Origin of the sequence: Dokdonella sp., assembly GCF_019634775.1 — a bacterium.
Lineage (GTDB): Bacteria > Pseudomonadota > Gammaproteobacteria > Xanthomonadales > Rhodanobacteraceae > Dokdonella.
Map to the genome: position 1 here is coordinate 145,066 of NZ_JAHCAS010000002.1, position 15,606 is coordinate 160,671.

13 protein-coding genes are annotated in these 15,606 nt (G+C 67.1%); all 13 read left to right on the forward strand.

Going from position 1 to position 15,606, the window contains the following annotated elements:
- Positions 1-144 precede the first annotated feature (144 nt).
- The 13 genes from KF907_RS11585 to KF907_RS11645 all read left to right on the forward strand — a co-directional run bounded on the left by KF907_RS11585 (position 145) and on the right by KF907_RS11645 (position 15,581).
- Positions 145-504, forward strand: coding sequence for a YerC/YecD family TrpR-related protein (locus KF907_RS11585; protein WP_291220541.1), 360 nt, complete (start codon positions 145-147; stop codon positions 502-504).
- The gene (gene hisG, locus KF907_RS11590) at positions 501-1,385 is read left to right on the forward strand and encodes an ATP phosphoribosyltransferase (protein ID WP_291220542.1); all 885 of its coding nucleotides are present in this window, start codon (positions 501-503) and stop codon (positions 1,383-1,385) included. The genes KF907_RS11585 and hisG overlap by 4 nt, the downstream gene beginning before the upstream one ends.
- A complete protein-coding gene (hisD, locus tag KF907_RS11595) occupies positions 1,382-2,689 on the forward strand; it encodes a histidinol dehydrogenase (protein WP_291220544.1) in 1,308 nt (435 codons plus the stop codon). Before hisG ends, hisD begins: the two co-directional genes overlap by 4 nt.
- Positions 2,686-3,753 (forward strand): histidinol-phosphate transaminase, encoded by a 1,068-nt coding sequence (gene hisC, locus KF907_RS11600; RefSeq protein WP_291220545.1) that lies wholly within the window; start codon positions 2,686-2,688, stop codon positions 3,751-3,753. The genes hisD and hisC overlap by 4 nt, the downstream gene beginning before the upstream one ends.
- A complete protein-coding gene (gene hisB / locus KF907_RS11605) occupies positions 3,750-4,817 on the forward strand; it encodes a bifunctional histidinol-phosphatase/imidazoleglycerol-phosphate dehydratase HisB (RefSeq protein WP_291220547.1) in 1,068 nt (355 codons plus the stop codon). Before hisC ends, hisB begins: the two co-directional genes overlap by 4 nt.
- Positions 4,814-5,413, forward strand: a complete 600-nt coding sequence (hisH, locus tag KF907_RS11610) for an imidazole glycerol phosphate synthase subunit HisH (RefSeq protein ID WP_291220549.1) — start codon at positions 4,814-4,816, stop codon at positions 5,411-5,413. Before hisB ends, hisH begins: the two co-directional genes overlap by 4 nt.
- Positions 5,410-6,138, forward strand: coding sequence for a 1-(5-phosphoribosyl)-5-[(5-phosphoribosylamino)methylideneamino]imidazole-4-carboxamide isomerase (locus KF907_RS11615; protein WP_291220552.1), 729 nt, complete (start codon positions 5,410-5,412; stop codon positions 6,136-6,138). The genes hisH and KF907_RS11615 overlap by 4 nt, the downstream gene beginning before the upstream one ends.
- Entirely contained in the window at positions 6,132-6,902 is a 771-nt protein-coding gene (hisF, locus tag KF907_RS11620) for an imidazole glycerol phosphate synthase subunit HisF (RefSeq protein WP_291220553.1), read from the forward strand. The genes KF907_RS11615 and hisF overlap by 7 nt, the downstream gene beginning before the upstream one ends.
- The gene (hisIE, locus tag KF907_RS11625; protein ID WP_291220555.1) at positions 6,899-7,513 is read left to right on the forward strand and encodes a bifunctional phosphoribosyl-AMP cyclohydrolase/phosphoribosyl-ATP diphosphatase HisIE; all 615 of its coding nucleotides are present in this window, start codon (positions 6,899-6,901) and stop codon (positions 7,511-7,513) included. Before hisF ends, hisIE begins: the two co-directional genes overlap by 4 nt.
- An 874-nt stretch (positions 7,514-8,387) precedes the next feature.
- Entirely contained in the window at positions 8,388-9,461 is a 1,074-nt protein-coding gene (locus KF907_RS11630) for an HlyD family secretion protein (RefSeq protein WP_291220557.1), read from the forward strand.
- Positions 9,458-12,202 carry a ribosome-associated ATPase/putative transporter RbbA gene (rbbA, locus tag KF907_RS11635; protein WP_291220559.1) on the forward strand — a complete coding sequence of 915 codons (2,745 nt, stop codon included), beginning with the start codon at positions 9,458-9,460 and terminating at the stop codon, positions 12,200-12,202. The genes KF907_RS11630 and rbbA overlap by 4 nt, the downstream gene beginning before the upstream one ends.
- A 2-nt stretch (positions 12,203-12,204) precedes the next feature.
- On the forward strand, positions 12,205-13,332 hold the full coding sequence (locus tag KF907_RS11640) for an ABC transporter permease (RefSeq protein ID WP_291220560.1): 1,128 nt from the start codon (positions 12,205-12,207) through the stop codon (positions 13,330-13,332).
- Positions 13,333-13,352: 20 nt separating this feature from the next.
- Positions 13,353-15,581: a DUF3141 domain-containing protein gene (locus KF907_RS11645; protein ID WP_291220562.1), complete on the forward strand. Its 2,229-nt coding sequence runs from the start codon at positions 13,353-13,355 to the stop codon at positions 15,579-15,581.
- Positions 15,582-15,606: the final 25 nt, after the last annotated feature.

Genomic DNA, 15,606 nt, shown 5'->3' on the forward strand with positions numbered 1-15,606 from the left:
TGCGATGCCTCAATCGCGCACAGGGTGCGCCCCTACGGATTCCATGTTCGCTCGACAGGGAATGTTCGACTTTCACAGGAGGCTTGCGCCGACGCACCTCCTCGGCTATGGTGCGCGCCAATGTACTAATGCGTTAATACATTGATGAAACGGAAATCCCTGCAGGCCGAGACGCCGACCGCACGTGCGGAGGAGAGCCTGTGCCGGGCCTTGCTGGCGATCGGCGACGTGGCGGGCATGCGTGCCTTCCTGCGCGACCTGTGCACGCCGGCCGAGCTCGAGGCGCTGGTCGATCGCTGGCGGGTCGTGCCGTACCTGCTGGACGGCATGCCGTACCGCGAGATCCACGAGCGCACTGCGGTCAGCATCACCACGATCGGGCGCGTCGCACGCTTCCTCAACCAAGGCAACGGCGGTTACCGCGCCGTTCTCGACAGCGGCGCGCTCGTGGCGAAACCGCCACGCCGCACGAAGAAGGCCGTCGTTGCCGGGGCGCGCGCATGAGCACTCGCGACCGCTTGCGCATCGCCGTGCAGAAGTCGGGGCGTCTCAGTGAGCCGTCGCTGGACCTGCTCGCGCGCTGTGGCCTCAAGTTCCGGCAGAGCCGCGACAAACTGTTCTGTTTCGGCGAGACGCTGCCGGTGGATCTGCTGCTGGTGCGTGATGACGACGTGCCCGGCATGATTGCCGATGGCGTCTGCGATCTCGGCATCGTCGGCCGCAACGTGCTGGCCGAGCAGGTCGGCGAGGGCAAGGATGCGGTGCGCGAGCTGCGCGCACTCGGTTTCGGTCCGTGTCGGCTGGCGCTGGCGGTGCCGCTCGATTTCGATTACAGCGGACCGGGCCAGCTCGCCGGCCTGCGCATCGCGACCACGTATCCGAACCTGCTCGGCGAGTGGTTGCGTGGCGCCGGCGTCGAGGCCAGGGTCGTCACCCTGTCCGGTTCGGTCGAGATCGCGCCGCGCCTCGGTACCGCCGACCTCATCTGCGATCTCGTTTCGAGTGGAGCCACGCTGGCGGCCAACCAGTTGAAGGAAGTGGCCATCGTGCTCGAATCGGAGGCCGTGCTTGCCGGCGCCGCGCAACGACTGACCGACGAGCGCGGCGAACTGGTCGACATGCTTCTGCGCCGCATCGAGGGTGTCATCCAGGTGCGCGTATCGAAACTGGTCATGCTGCAGGCGCCGCGCACGGCAATCGACGCGATCGCGCGCCTGCTGCCGCGCGGGCAGCGCCCGACCGTGGTGCCGGTCGAGGGTTCCGATGACGACGTCGCCCTGCAGGCCGTATGCACCGATGCGATCACCTGGCAGCATCTGGAGGACATGAAGCGTGCCGGTGCGCGTCAGATGCTGGTGCTGCCTGTCGAGCAGATGCTGGCATGAAGCGCATTGACTGGAACGCGCTCGATGCTGATGCGCAGGCCGATGCACTGCGTCGGCCGGTGCAGCGTGTGGCCGAGGAGACGCGAGCGACGGTTGCGCGCATCCTCGCCGATGTGCGCGCTGGCGGTGATGCCACATTGCTCGCACTGACCGAACGCTTCGACGGTTGCCGACTTGCCGATCATCGCGTCAGTGACGAAGAGTTCCAGGCTGCCGAGGCAGCGCTCGGCGCCGACATCAGGCAGGCGATCGCCGATGCGCGGGAACGCATCGCCATGTTCCATCGCGCCGGCGCACCGCAGCCGTATGCTATCGACACCGCGCCGGGCGTACGCTGCGAACGCTTGCTGCGCCCGATTGCGCGGGTCGGCTGCTATGTGCCGGCGGGTGCCGCCCCGTTGCCGTCGACCGCACTGATGCTCGGTGTGCCGGCCGAACTCGCCGGCTGCCGCAACATCGTGCTGTGCACGCCGCCACGCGCTGATGGCCGCTGCGACGAAGCCGTGCTGTATGCCGCGCGCCTGTGCGGAATCCGCCGCGTGCACAAGCTCGGCGGTGCGCAGGCGATCGCGGCGATGGCCTATGGTGCGGGCTCGGTATCGCGCTGCGACAAACTGTTCGGCCCAGGCAATGCGTGGGTGACGGAAGCCAAGCGCCAGGTCGCTGCCGACCCGGATGGCGCGCTGATCGACATGCCGGCCGGGCCGTCGGAAGTGCTGGTCATCGCCGATGCCGCGGCCGATCCGCGCTTCGTTGCGGCCGACCTGCTCGCCCAGGCTGAGCATGGCGGCGATTCGCAGGTGATCCTCGTGACCGACTCGACCGTGCTGGCGGCGGCGGTCGAGGCCGAGGTCGCACGCCAGTGTGATCTGCTGCCGCGTGCCGCGCTGGCCGCGAGCGCCCTCGAACATGCGCGCATCATCCGCGTCGACGATCTCGACGCGGCCGTCGCGCTCAGCAACGCCTACGCTCCGGAACATCTCATTCTCAATGTCGCGCGCCCGCGCGCCCTGCTCGATGCGGTCGAGCATGCCGGATCGATCTTCCTCGGCGCGTGGTCGCCCGAATCGGTCGGTGACTACTGTAGCGGTACCAACCATGTGCTGCCGACCAGCGGCAGTGCGCGTGCGTGGAGTGGCCTGTCGGTGGCGAGCTTCCAGAAGCAGGTCAGCGTGCAGGAACTGTCGGCCGATGGCCTGCGCGCGATCGGGGCCTGCACGACGACATTGGCGCGGGCCGAAGGCCTTGAAGCGCATGCGCAGGCGGTCGACGTGCGCCTGGCTGCATTGGATGCCGTCGCATGAGCGTGCTCGAACTCGCCCGCCCCGAGATCCTCGCCCTGCAGCCGTACTCGTCCGCGCGCATCGAGGCGACCGGTGGCGAGGTCATGCTCAACGCCAACGAATCACCGTGGCCGCCGTCCGGCGTCGTGACGGATCCGCCGCTCAATCGCTATCCAGATCCGCAACCTTGCAGCCTGGTCGAGCGCCTTGCCGAACTCCATGGCGTCGCTACGGATAGCATCCTGGTTGGTCGTGGCAGTGACGAGATGATCGACTTGCTCGTGCGCGCGTTCTGCCGTCCTGGGCGCGATGCCGTGGTGACCTGTCCACCGACCTTCGGCATGTATTCGGTATGTGCGGCGGTGCAGGGTGCGCCGCTGCTCGAGGTGCCGCTCGACGAGGCGTTCGAGATCGACTTCGGTGCACTCGCGACGGTGCCCGATCAGGCGCGCCTCGTGTTCCTGTGTTCGCCAGGCAACCCGACCGGCGGGCTGGCTCCGCTTGCCGCGATCGAACGCCTCGCCGAGGTTCTGCGTGGGCGCGCACTCGTCGTCGTCGACGAGGCATACATCGAATTCGCTGCGGCGCCGAGCGCGGCGAGTGTCCTGCAGCGCCATGCAAACCTGTGCGTGCTGCGTACCCTGTCCAAGGCCTGGGCGCTGGCCGGCGCGCGCATCGGCTGCCTGCTGGCCAGCGCCGAGATCGTTGGCCTGCTGCGGCGGATCATGCCGCCGTACCCATTGCCGACGCCGAGCACCGCCGCGGCGCTCGCGGCACTGAGCACCGAAGGCCGTGAACTGACCCGGCAACGTGTGGCAGTGATCGCCGCCGAGCGCGAACGCATGGCGGCCGAACTCGCACGTCTGCCGCAGGTGGAGGCGGTACTGCCATCGCGCGCGAATTTCCTCTGCGTCGCCTTCAAGGATCGCGCCGCCGCATGCCGGCACCTGCTTGCCGGCGGCGTCGTCGTGCGCGATGTCAGCCGTCATGTGCGGCTTGCTGGCTACCTGCGCATCAGCATCGGCCAGCGTGACGAGAACGCGCGCGTGATCGACCTGCTGGCCAGCATGGAATCCGGCCGATGAGTGCGCGCAAGCTGCTGTTCCTCGACCGCGACGGCTGCCTGATCGAGGAGCCGCCTGACCAGCAGATCGACGCGTTCGAGAAACTCGCCTTGTTGCCGGGCGTGGTTGCCGCGCTGCAGCGGTGTGTCGCATCCGGCTACGAACTGATCATGGTGACCAACCAGGACGGGCTCGGTACACCGGCGTTCGCACAGGCTGACTTCGAAGGGCCACACGCATTGCTGCTGCGCATACTCGCTTCGCAGGGCATCGTGTTCCAGGAAGTGCTGATCGATCGCAGCTTTGCCCACGAGGGTCGCGATACACGCAAGCCAGGCACAGGACTGGTGCGCCACTGGCTCGCCCGCGACGACTGGTCGCGGACGCGGTCGGCGATGGTCGGTGACCGTGACACGGACATGGCCTTTGCTGCCAATCTCGGCGTTCGCGGGTTTCGATGCGGGGCGCAAGGCCTGCCCTGGGCCGAGATCGCGCATCAGCTCTGCGCCACGCCGCGCGTCGGCGTGTTCACGCGGCAGACGGGTGAGACGCGGATCCATGTCCGCGTCGACCTCGATGCGCCGGTACATGCCTCGATCCGCACTGGCCTTGGGTTCTTCGACCACATGCTCGAGCAGATCGCGCGTCACGCCGGCTTCGCCCTCGAGCTGACCTGCGACGGCGACATCCACGTCGATGAGCACCACACCGTCGAGGACAGCGCGCTCGCCCTTGGTGAGGCGCTGCGTGCAGCACTCGGCGACAAGCGTGGCATCGGCCGCTACGGTTTCACCCTGCCGATGGATGAGAGTCTGGCCAGTGCCGTGCTCGACCTGTCGGGCCGACCGTACCTCGTCTTCGAGGGCAGCTTCCCACGCGCCGAGGTCGGCGCGCTGCCCAGCGAGCTGGTGCCGCACTTCTTTCGCTCGCTGTGCGAAGCGCTTGGTGCGAACCTGCACCTTTCGGTGCGCGGTGACAACGCACATCACATGATTGAAGCCTGCTTCAAGGCCTTCGCACGTGCACTGCGCCCCGCCATCACCGTGCAGGGCGACGAGCTGCCGAGCACGAAGGGCATGTTGTGAGCACGCGCGAAGTGGTCTTGGTCGATGCCGGAGGTACCAATATCGGCTCGCTGCGCTATGCGTTCGAACGTCTTGGGATCGGTGTCGAACTGAGCGCCGATGCGGCACGCATCCGCGCTGCCTCACATGTGATCCTGCCCGGTGTCGGTGCGGCGGCACCGGGCATGGCGCGCCTGCGCGAGGCCGGGCTGGTCGAGGTGTTGCGCGGGCTCACACAGCCCGTGCTGGGTGTCTGCCTCGGCATGCAATTGCTGTTCGAGCATTCGGAGGAGGGCGATACGCCATGCCTCGGCATCATTCCCGGTCGGGTGCGCCGCATCGTCGGCGACGAGCACCGGCGCGTGCCGCACATGGGCTGGAATCGCCTCGCCATCGAACGTTGCGACGCCTTGCTCGCCGGGATCGATGCACACGCCTGGGCCTATTTCGTGCACGGCTATGCCGCCGCCGTCGATACGCACACGCTGGCCCGCGTCGACCATGGCGAGTCGTTCGCGGCGATTGTGCGCGTGCGCAATTTCACCGGCATGCAGTTCCACCCCGAGCGTTCATCGGCGCTGGGTGCACGCCTGCTCGCCAACTTCATTGCCACATGAGCCTCGAGCCGATCCCCGCCCTCGACCTGCGCGAAGGCCGCGTCGTGCGCCTGCGCCAGGGTGACTACGCGCGCCAGACCGACTACGCGGTCGATGCCGTGGTGCAGGCCCGGCGCTATCGTGATGCCGGCGCACGCTGGCTGCATGTCGTCGATCTCGATGGTGCGCGCAGCGGCCGGCTCGACAACCTGCGCACGATCGAGGCGATGGCCCGACTCGGATTCGCACTCCAAGCCGGAGGTGGCGTACGCGGCTCCGATGATCTGGTCCGCCTGTTCGAGGCAGGCGTGCAGCGCGTCGTGGTCGGCAGCGTTGCCGTGCGCGACCCCGCCTGCGTGGGCGAATGGATCGCTCGGCATGGCGCCGAGCGCATCGTCGTCGCCCTCGACACACGCTTCGTCGATGGCGCATGGCGATTGTCGGCCAGTGGCTGGACCGAGCCGGTTGCGGCCACGCTCGACGCGCTCGCGCCGCGTTTCGCCGAGGCCGGCGCGCGTCATCTGCTGTGCACCGACATCGACCGCGACGGCATGCTGGCCGGGCCGAATCTCGCCCTCTATGCACATCTCGGTGTGCTGGTACCGACGCTGGACGTGCAGGCGTCTGGTGGCGTGCGCGATCTCGGCGACATCCGTGCGTTGGCGGCAACGCCGGCCGCCGCGGTCATCCTCGGCCGCTGCCTGCTCGAAGGCCGCGTAGACCTGAGCGAGGCACTGACATGCTGAGCCGACGCATCATTCCGTGCCTGGACGTGCGCGATGGAGTGGTCGTCAAGGGCGTGCGTTTCCGCGACCATGTCGTGGTCGGCGATATCGTCGAGCTGGCCCTGCGCTATCGTGACGAAGGTGCCGACGAACTCGTGTTCTACGACATCACGGCCAGCCCGGAGCGACGTCGTGTCGAACGTGCCTGGATCGAGCGCGTCGCCCGCGTCATCGATATCCCGTTCTGCGTCGCCGGTGGCATCCGCGATGTCGCCGGCGCACGTGAAGTTCTGCACGCCGGAGCCGACAAGGTCTCGATCAACTCGCCGGCGCTGGAAAACCCAGATCTGGTCGATGCGCTCGCCGAGGCCTTTGGCGTGCAGTGCGTGGTGGTCGGCATCGACAGCCGCCGCGACGTCGACGGCGAGTGGCGCGTGCGTCGATACAGCGGCGATCCTTCGCGCATCGAGGCGCTGCCACGACGCACGCTCGACTGGATCGTCGAGGTCCAGCGGCGCGGTGCTGGCGAGATCGTGCTCAACTGCATCGACGCCGACGGCGTGCGCGAGGGCTACGATCTCGAACAACTGCGTGCCGCGCGCGCGCTGTGCCGGGTGCCGCTGGTCGCCTCGGGCGGGGCCGGTTCGATGGAACACTTCCGTGCCGCCTTCATCGAGGTCGACGTCGATGCCGCGCTCGCGGCGAGCGTGTTTCATTCCGGTGCGATCGCAATTCCGGAACTCAAGCGGCATCTCGCCGCGCATGGTGTGGAGGTGCGTCAGTGAGCGCAGGTATCGAACCCGACTGGGAAAAGAGCGGCGGCCTGCTGCCTGCAATCGTGCAGGATGCGTACCGCGGCACCGTGCTCATGCTCGGCTGGATGAACCGTGAGGCGTTCGCGACGACGCAGGCGAGCGGCAAGGTGACCTTCTTCAGTCGCAGCCGGCAACGCCTGTGGATGAAGGGCGAGACCTCGGGCCACGTGCTTGAGCTTGTTTCGCTGCATCTCGATTGCGATGCCGACACGATCCTCGTGCATGCCGTGCCGCACGGCCCGACCTGCCACACCGGCACGCGGAGCTGCTTCGGCGACGTGGCGTTGCCCGCCGCTTTCCTTGGCGAACTCGATGCGCTGGTCGCGCGCCGCGCCGTCGAGCGTCCATCCGGGAGCTACTCGACGAAACTGTTCGAGTCGGGCCTGCGCCGCATCGCCCAGAAGGTCGGTGAGGAAGGCGTGGAAACCGCGCTCGCCGGTGTCGATGCCGACGATGCGGAACTGCTCGGCGAAGCCGCCGATCTCGTGTTTCACCTGCTCGTGCTGCTGCGTGCGCGCGGCCTGGGCCTCGCCGAGGTCGACCGCGTGCTCGAATCGCGCCATGCCGCGCGCTCTGGTTGAATCCGCGACGCCACCGGAGCGCAGCCGGAGCACGAGCTGGACATGCGCGAGGATATCGATGTGCGCCCCGATGCCGGCTTCGACAACACGAGGTCCGGACAGAAGAATCGGCTCGCGTACGCGGCCATGGCCTCGGCCGCATCCGCCACGCTGGTGATAACGCCTGCTGCGATGGCGTGGTGCCGGCTGCCACCCGTTGTCGCCCGGTGCCCTCCGCGGCCCGAATATCCGTGTCGGCGAGCACGACGGTTGCACCGGATTCGGCAAGTGCAATAGCCGTTGCCGGCCCAATCCACGGTGCCGCGCCGATGATGAGTGTGTTCTTGCCGTTTCACGGGATGTGTCGCCGGGTGCCCGGAAAGCGGCTGTGACCCCCGCGAGTTCGATGACTCTTGCCCCAGCGGGTCAAGGGCAGATTCCGCAAATGCTTCCTGGTGTTCGCGGGCGTGAGAAATCAGCGCGTGAATGCGGCGCACGGTGTGAGACCAGTGGTTGATAGTGCGCTGCACCATTCCGAGGGGGTAGAATGCGCTGGTGCAGCTCGCTGCAAGACCGCGCATAGGTCGAATTGGAAGAGACCATTCGAGCAAGCGGTGCCATCGCGGCCAAGCTCATGGGCAACAAGTTCGCCACCCAAGGACTCCGCAGCAGTTGCAGGCGGCACCGGAGACGGAGTGGGTCGATCCCCTGCAATCATTCGTGGAATGCCCGAATGAGCATGTTCCGAACCAACCATTGGTATCCGGCAAGACGATGGTCCCGTGCCGTGACGTTGCCGGACGAAGTGGGTGGGCGAGCAACGCGCCGCGCCACTGGTGTCGATCCCAAGATCCCATTCGGAATACTCAACTGACTCTTTCAGGTGCATATCGCCATGGACTTCCGACTCAAGAACAAGTTGATCCCTGCTGCCGCCCTGATCGTGCTTGCGCTCGGTGGATGGTATGCGTGGCGGCAAATTGCCGCTGCCGACGACCATTCGGCTTTCGCCTCGGGCAACGGACGCATCGAGGCCACCGAACTCGACATCGCCACCAAGCTGGCCGGTCGCGTGGACCAGATCCTGGTCACGGAAGGTGCGTTCGTGAAAGCCGGACAGGTGCTGGCGACCATGCAGGTGCAAACGCTGGAGGCGCAATTGCGCGAGGCGCAGGCGCAACGGGCGCAGGCCGTCACTGCCGTGGCGGCAGCAGAGGCGCAGTTGGCCATGCGCCAAAGCGACAAGGCCGCACTGGCGGCACAGGCGCATCAGGCCACCGCCGAGCGCAACGCTGCGCAGCGTCGCCTGACGCGCTCGGAGACTCTGGTGCGGGGTGGCGCCATCTCGGTGCAGGTGGTGGACGATGACCGCACCCGCCTGGAAAGCGCGGTCGCTGCCGTTGCCGCTGCGCAGGCGCAGGTGACATCGGCCGATGCCGCCATCGGCGCGGCCAAGGCGCAAGTCGTGAGTGCGCAATCGCAGGTCGAGGCGCTGGATGCCACGCTGGAGCGTATCCAGGCGGAGATCGACGACAGCCAGCTCAAGGCACCGCGCGACGGCCGCGTGCAGTTCCTCGTGGCACAGCCCGGCGAGGTGCTTGGCGCCGGCGGTCGCGTGATGAACATGCTCGACGTTTCCGATGTCTACATGACCTTCTTCCTTCCCACCGAGGCCGCCGGCCGGGTGGCGCTTGGCGCGGAGGCGCGCCTGGTGCTGGATGCCGCTCCGGACTTCGTGATTCCCGCCACGATCTCCTTCATCGCCAGCGCGGCGCAGTTCACGCCCAAGACGGTGGAGACGGCGAACGAGCGCCAGAAGCTGATGTTCCGCGTGCGTGCCCGGATCGACCGGCAGTTGCTGCTCGATCACCTCGAGCACGTCAAGACCGGCCTGCCCGGCGAGGCCTGGGTTCGACTTGATCCGACACAGGAGTGGCCGGCCCGACTGGCGTTGAAGGCACGGCCATGACAGCGCTGGCCAGCGCCCCCGTGGTGCGCATGGACGCGCTGCGCCTGCGCTATGGCAAGGTGCAGGCGCTGGCGGGCGTGACGCTGGACTTGCCCGCCGGCTGCATGGTGGGGCTGATCGGCCCCGATGGCGTGGGCAAGTCCAGCCTGCTGTCGCTGTTGGCCGGTGCGCGCGCGGTGCAGGAAGGGCGCGTCGAGGTGCTGGGTGGCGACATGGCCAGCAAGCGACACCGCGACATCGTCGGTCCGCGCATTGCCTACATGCCGCAGGGGCTGGGCAAGAATCTGTATCCCACGCTGTCGGTGGAAGAAAACCTGCAGTTCTTCGCGCGCCTGTTCGGTCACGACAGGATCGAACGTCGCCGGCGTATCGACGAACTGACGCGCGCCACGGGATTGCATCCATTCCTCGCTCGCCCGGCAGGCAAGCTGTCCGGTGGCATGAAACAGAAGCTCGGCCTTTGCTGTGCCTTGATTCATGATCCGGACCTGCTGATCCTCGACGAGCCAACCACCGGCGTCGACCCGCTGGCGCGCGCGCAGTTCTGGGACCTGATCGCCAGCATCCGTCGCGGTCGCCCCGACATGAGCGTGATCGTGGCCACCGCCTACATGGACGAAGCCCAGGGCTTCGACTGGCTGGTGGCGATGGACGGCGGCCAGGTGCTGGCCACCGGGACGCCGGCCGAACTGCTCGAACGTACCGGTTGCGATGCGCTCGAAGCCGCCTTCATCGCCCTGCTGCCGGAGGAGAAAAAGCGCGGCCACGCGCCGGTGGTGATTCCACCCTTGCGGGCCGGGGCCGACGATATCGCGATCGAAGCCCGGGAGCTGACCATGCGCTTCGGTGATTTCGTTGCGGTCGATCGCGTGAGCTTTCGCATACGCCGTGGCGAGATCTTCGGCTTCCTCGGCTCCAACGGCTGCGGCAAGTCCACCACGATGAAGATGCTGACCGGCCTGCTGCCGGCCAGCGAGGGGCAGGCCTGGCTGTTCGGTCGCGAGGTAGACCCCAAGGACATCGCCACCCGCAAGCGCGTGGGCTACATGTCGCAGGCCTTCTCGCTCTACAGCGAACTGACGGTGCGGCAGAACCTGGTGCTGCACGCGCGGCTTTTCGACGTGCCGGAGGCAGATATCCCGGCGCGCGTGGCGGAGATGGTCGAGCGTTTTGGCCTCGGGCCGGTGCTGGACGAACTGCCCGAATCGTTGCCGCTGGGCATTCGTCAGCGGCTGTCGCTGGCGGTGGCGATGGTGCACAAGCCCGAGCTGCTGATCCTGGACGAGCCGACCTCGGGCGTGGACCCGGTGGCGCGCGACACGTTCTGGCGGTTGCTGGTCGAACTGTCGCGGCGTGATCAGGTGACCATCTTCATCTCCACCCATTTCATGAACGAGGCCGAGCGCTGCGATCGCATGTCGATGATGCACGCAGGCAAGGTGCTGGACAGCGACGTGCCGGCGCGGCTGGTGGAAAAGCGCGGCGCGGCGTCTCTGGAAGAGGCCTTCATCGGTTATCTGGTGGAAGCGGGCGGTGGCGCGCCGCACAGCGAGGTCGAGATCGGTGCCGCGGCAACTGCCCCGCCGCTACAGGACGCGGCACGGCACGCGCGCAGGCGCTTCAGCCTGCAGCGCCTGTACAGCTACCTGTGGCGCGAAACGCTGGAGCTCCAGCGCGATCCGGTACGCGCCACGCTGGCCCTGGTCGGCTCGATCATCCTGATGATCGTGATGGGTTTTGGCATCGGCAACGACGTCACCGGCATCCGTTATGCCGTGCTCGATCGTGACCAGAGCACGCTCAGCACCAGCTATCTGCTCGACATCAGCGGCTCGCGCTACTTCCTGGAGCAAGCCCCCATCGCCGACTATGGCGAGCTCGAGCGGCGCATGCGCCGCGGCGAGCTGTCGCTGGCCATCGAGATTCCCTCCGGGTTTGGCCGCGACCTGATGCACGGGCGCGAGGTCGCGATCGGCGCCTGGTTCGACGGCGCGATGCCGCAACTGGCCGAGACCGTGCGCGGCTACATCCAGGGCATGCACCAGCACTGGCTCAGCGACCAGGCGAGCCGCAGGCAGGGAGGCAGCGCATCGGGCAGCGTTTCGGTGGAGAACCGATTCCGCTACAACCCGGACGTCAAGAGCCTGCCGGCAATCGTGCCGGCGGTGATCCCGCTGCTGCTGATGATGCTGCCGGCCATGCTGGCGGCGTTGGCGGTGGTGCGCGAGAAGGAAATGGGCTCGATCATCAACCTGTACGTCACCCCGGTGACGCGCGCCGAGTTCATGCTTGGCAAGCAGCTGCCCTATGTGGCCCTGGCGATGATCAACTTTGCCTTGATGACCCTCATGGCAGTGACCGTGTTCGGCGTGCCGATCAAGGGCAGTTTCCTGGCGTTGGCGGTCGCCACGCTGCTGTTCTGCCTGATCTCGACCGGCATGGGCCTGCTGGCCTCGGCGGTGACCCGCAGCCAGATCGCGGCGATGTTCTTCGCCTTGGTCGGAACCCTGATTCCGACGACGCAGTTTGGCGGCTTGTTTGATCCGGTGTCCTCGCTCGAGGGCGGCGCACGCTTCATCGGCGAGGTCTATCCCGCCAGCCACATGTTCACCATCAGTCGCGGCGTCTTCAACAAGGCGCTCGGCTTCGACGACCTGACGGCCAACTTCTGGCCGCTGCTGCTGGCGGTGCCGGTGATCATCAGCGCAGCGGTGCTGCTGTTGAAGAAGCAGGAGTCCTGAGCATGCGGCGGACCTTGGCCAACATCTATCGCCTGGGCGTCAAGGAGCTTTGGAGCCTGTGGCGCGACCCGATCATGCTGGTGCTGACGGTATTCACGTTCACCTTTGCGGTGTATTCGGCGGCCTCCTCGATGCCCGAGACCCTGCACAAGGCGCCAATCGCCATCGTCGACGAGGACCACTCGCAGCTTTCCGAGCGCATCACCAGTGCGTTCTACCCGCCGCATTTCACCCCGCCTTTCCTGATCGACCAGGCGCAGGTCGATCCGGGCATGGACGCGGGCACCTACACCTTCGCCCTGATCATCCCGCCCAATTTCCAGCGCGACGTGCTGGCCGGGCGCGATGCGCAGATCCAGCTCAATACCGATGCCACCCGCATGAGCCAGGCCTTCACCGGCAGCGGCTTCATCCAGCAGGTGGTGCTGGGCGAGGTGCAGGAATTCGTGCAGCGTTACCGCGCCGGCACAGCGCTGCCCGTGAACCTGGAACTGCGTGCCCGCTTCAACCCCTCGCTGGAGAAATCCTGGTTCGGCGGCCTGTCGCAGATCATCAACCAGATCACCATGCTGTCGATCGTCCTGGCCGGCGCGGCGCTGATCCGCGAGCGCGAGCACGGCACGGTCGAACACCTGCTGGTGATGCCGGTGACGCCGGCCGAGATCATGCTCGCCAAGATCTGGTCGATGGGGCTGGTTGTGCTGCTGGCTTCCGCGATGTCACTCAACCTCGTCGTGCGCTGGGCCTTGGGTGTACCTGTGGCCGGTTCGCTGCCGCTGTTTTTCTTCGGCGCAGCGCTGCTCTTGTTCGCCACCACCTCGATGGGGATCTTCCTGGCCACCATCGCCCGCAACATGCCCCAGTTCGGCATGCTGGTGATCCTGGTGCTGCTGCCGCTGCAGATGCTTTCCGGCGGCAGCACCCCGCGCGAGAGCCAGCCCGGCTGGCTGCAGGACCTCATGCTCGCTGCGCCGACCACCCAGTTCGTGAAGTTCGGCCAGGCCATCCTGTTTCGCGGTGCCGGCATCGAGGTGGTGTGGGTGCAGCTGCTGGCCATGGCGCTGATCGGCGCCGTCCTGTTCGCGTTCTCGCTCGCGCGTTTTCGCAAGACCATCGGTCAAATGGCATGAAGATCTCGGATATGTACCCCATGCAGTGGTTTGGCGCTGCCAGCGAGTACGCGGTGGACGCCTGCCAGCGCGTCCTGTTGTATGGCGACATCCGTCGCCAGCGCGGCAACCAGTACCGCACGCACCTGCAGGAGCGCGCGCCGAACGTGCTCAATTTTGCCGGTGAGCTGGTGATGTCCGGTCTGGACCTGCCGCGGCCGGTCAACTACGGGCTGGTGCGCATCCTGCCGGCCGAGGGCGTCCCGACCGATCCGGCCAAGCGTCCGTTCGTCATTGTCGATCCGCGCGCAGGGCACGGTCCTGGAATCGGCGGTTTCAAGCCCGACAGCGAGATCGGCGCGGCGCTCCAGGAGGGCCATCCGTGTTATTTCGTCGGCTTCCTGCCCGATCCGGTGCCGGGGCAGAGCGTGGAAGACGTGATGCACGCGGAGGCGGCGTTCCTGCGCAAGGTCGCTGCGCTGCATCCGGACAGCATCGGCAAGCCGGCGGTGATCGGCAATTGCCAGGCCGGCTGGCAGGTGCTGATGACGGCGGCGGTGTGGCCGGAGCTGTTCGGCCCGATCATCCTGGCCGGCACGCCGCTGTCGTATTGGGCCGGCGACAATCCGATGCGCTACGGCGGCGGCCTGACCGGCGGAAGCTGGCTGACCGCGTTGACCAGCGATCTGGGCGCCGGTCGTTTCGATGGTGCCTGGCTGGTGCAGAACTTCGAGAACCTGGACCCGGCCAACACCCTGTGGAAGAAGCAGTACGACCTCTACGCCAAGGTCGACACCGAGGGACCGCGGTATCTGGGCTTCGAGAAGTACTGGGGCGGCCACGTTTTTCTGGATGGCGGCGAGATGCAGACCATCGTCGATGACCTGTTCATCGGCAACAAGCTGGCCACCGCGGAGCTGTCGACCTCCGATGGTGTGCGCATCGACCTGCGCAACGTCCGCTCGCCGATCATCGTGTTCTGTTCGTACGGCGACAACATCACGCCGCCGGCCCAGGCATTGGGCTGGATCACCGACCTGTACCGCGACGACGAGGACGTCGTCGGCCACGACCAGACCATCGTCTTCGCCACGCACGACAGCATCGGCCATCTGGGCATCTTCGTGTCGGGCAGCGTGGGCCGGAAGGAGCATCGGCAGTTCGCGGCCCACATCGACATCATCGACCTGATGCCGGCCGGCATCTACCGTGCCGAGGTCGCCGATCGCGTGCCCGGCGAAACGGTGAACGGGGCGGACGACAGTAGCTACCTGATGAAGATCCGTCGCAGCGGCGTCGAGGAAGTGCGCGGCATCGTCAAGCCCGACCCGGCGTCCGAGCGCCGCTTCGCCGCCGCTGCCCGCGTCTCGGAGATCAATCTTGCGCTGTACCGCAATCTGCTGCAGCCGTGGGTGCGGGCCTGGGCCACGCCGCATTCGGCGAGGATGATGGAAATGTTCCATCCGCTGCGGGTTGGCTATGAAACCTGGTCCGATCGGCATCCCTGGGCCGGGATCGTGGCGGCTGCGGCCGAAAACGCGCGCGAGAACCGCCGGCCTGTCTCGGCTGACAATCCGTTCCTGCAGGTTCAGGAGCAGATCTCCGATGGCATCGAACAGTCGCTCGATGCCTGGCGCGATCAGCGCGACGCGCTGTACGCGCGCACTTTCGATGCGATCTACAGCGCGCCCGCCATGCAGGCGCTGGCCGGGCAGAGCACGAATGACACGACGCCGGTGCGTCCGCACCCCGGTGATACGCCGGAGCATCGCGCCTTCATGGCCGCGCAGATGAGCCGCCTCGACGAGGAGATGGCGCAGGGCGGCCTGGTCGAAGCCATGATTCGCGCGCTGTGTGTCGTGTTTCTGGCCCGCGGCGAAGCCGATGGCCGCCATTTCGACCACGCCTGGGAGCTGAGCCGGCCGCAGCTTCAGCCCACGCCGGGCCAGCCCTCGCGTTTTGCAGATTTCCGCAGGCTGATCCGCCATCAGGCCTTGCTCGTGCGGCGCGACGGCGCCGCCGCGCTGGCGCAGATTCCGCATCTGCTGCGGGACGTGCCCGCCCGGTCCGCGCGCGAGGCCGCAGCGGTGATCGCCGATCTGGCGCGCCGTGGCGGGCCCTTGGCAGAGCACGAGCAGGCCAGCCTGCAGCAGGTGCTGGCACTCTTCAGCCAAGGTGCGGAGAGATCCGCCCCGAAACCCCGCAGCCGCCGCAAGGCGCCGTCACGCACTTCCAAGGGCAAGCGCTCGCCATCGCCTGCCTCCGGATAGGGACGTACTCGACCAAGGAGTGAAT

What these genes read in the sequence shown, in the direction of transcription:
- KF907_RS11630 (WP_291220557.1), top strand. Translation starts at nt 8,388, where the DNA reads ATGGACTTCCGACTCAAGAACAAGTTGATCCCTGCTGCCGCCCTGATC.
- hisD (WP_291220544.1), top strand. Translation starts at nt 1,382, where the DNA reads ATGAAGCGCATTGACTGGAACGCGCTCGATGCTGATGCGCAGGCCGAT.
- hisB (WP_291220547.1), top strand. Translation starts at nt 3,750, where the DNA reads ATGAGTGCGCGCAAGCTGCTGTTCCTCGACCGCGACGGCTGCCTGATC.
- hisG (WP_291220542.1), top strand. Translation starts at nt 501, where the DNA reads ATGAGCACTCGCGACCGCTTGCGCATCGCCGTGCAGAAGTCGGGGCGT.
- hisF (WP_291220553.1), top strand. Translation starts at nt 6,132, where the DNA reads ATGCTGAGCCGACGCATCATTCCGTGCCTGGACGTGCGCGATGGAGTG.
- KF907_RS11645 (WP_291220562.1), top strand. Translation starts at nt 13,353, where the DNA reads ATGCAGTGGTTTGGCGCTGCCAGCGAGTACGCGGTGGACGCCTGCCAG.
- hisC (WP_291220545.1), top strand. Translation starts at nt 2,686, where the DNA reads ATGAGCGTGCTCGAACTCGCCCGCCCCGAGATCCTCGCCCTGCAGCCG.
- KF907_RS11615 (WP_291220552.1), top strand. Translation starts at nt 5,410, where the DNA reads ATGAGCCTCGAGCCGATCCCCGCCCTCGACCTGCGCGAAGGCCGCGTC.
- KF907_RS11640 (WP_291220560.1), top strand. Translation starts at nt 12,205, where the DNA reads ATGCGGCGGACCTTGGCCAACATCTATCGCCTGGGCGTCAAGGAGCTT.
- rbbA (WP_291220559.1), top strand. Translation starts at nt 9,458, where the DNA reads ATGACAGCGCTGGCCAGCGCCCCCGTGGTGCGCATGGACGCGCTGCGC.
- KF907_RS11585 (WP_291220541.1), top strand. Translation starts at nt 145, where the DNA reads ATGAAACGGAAATCCCTGCAGGCCGAGACGCCGACCGCACGTGCGGAG.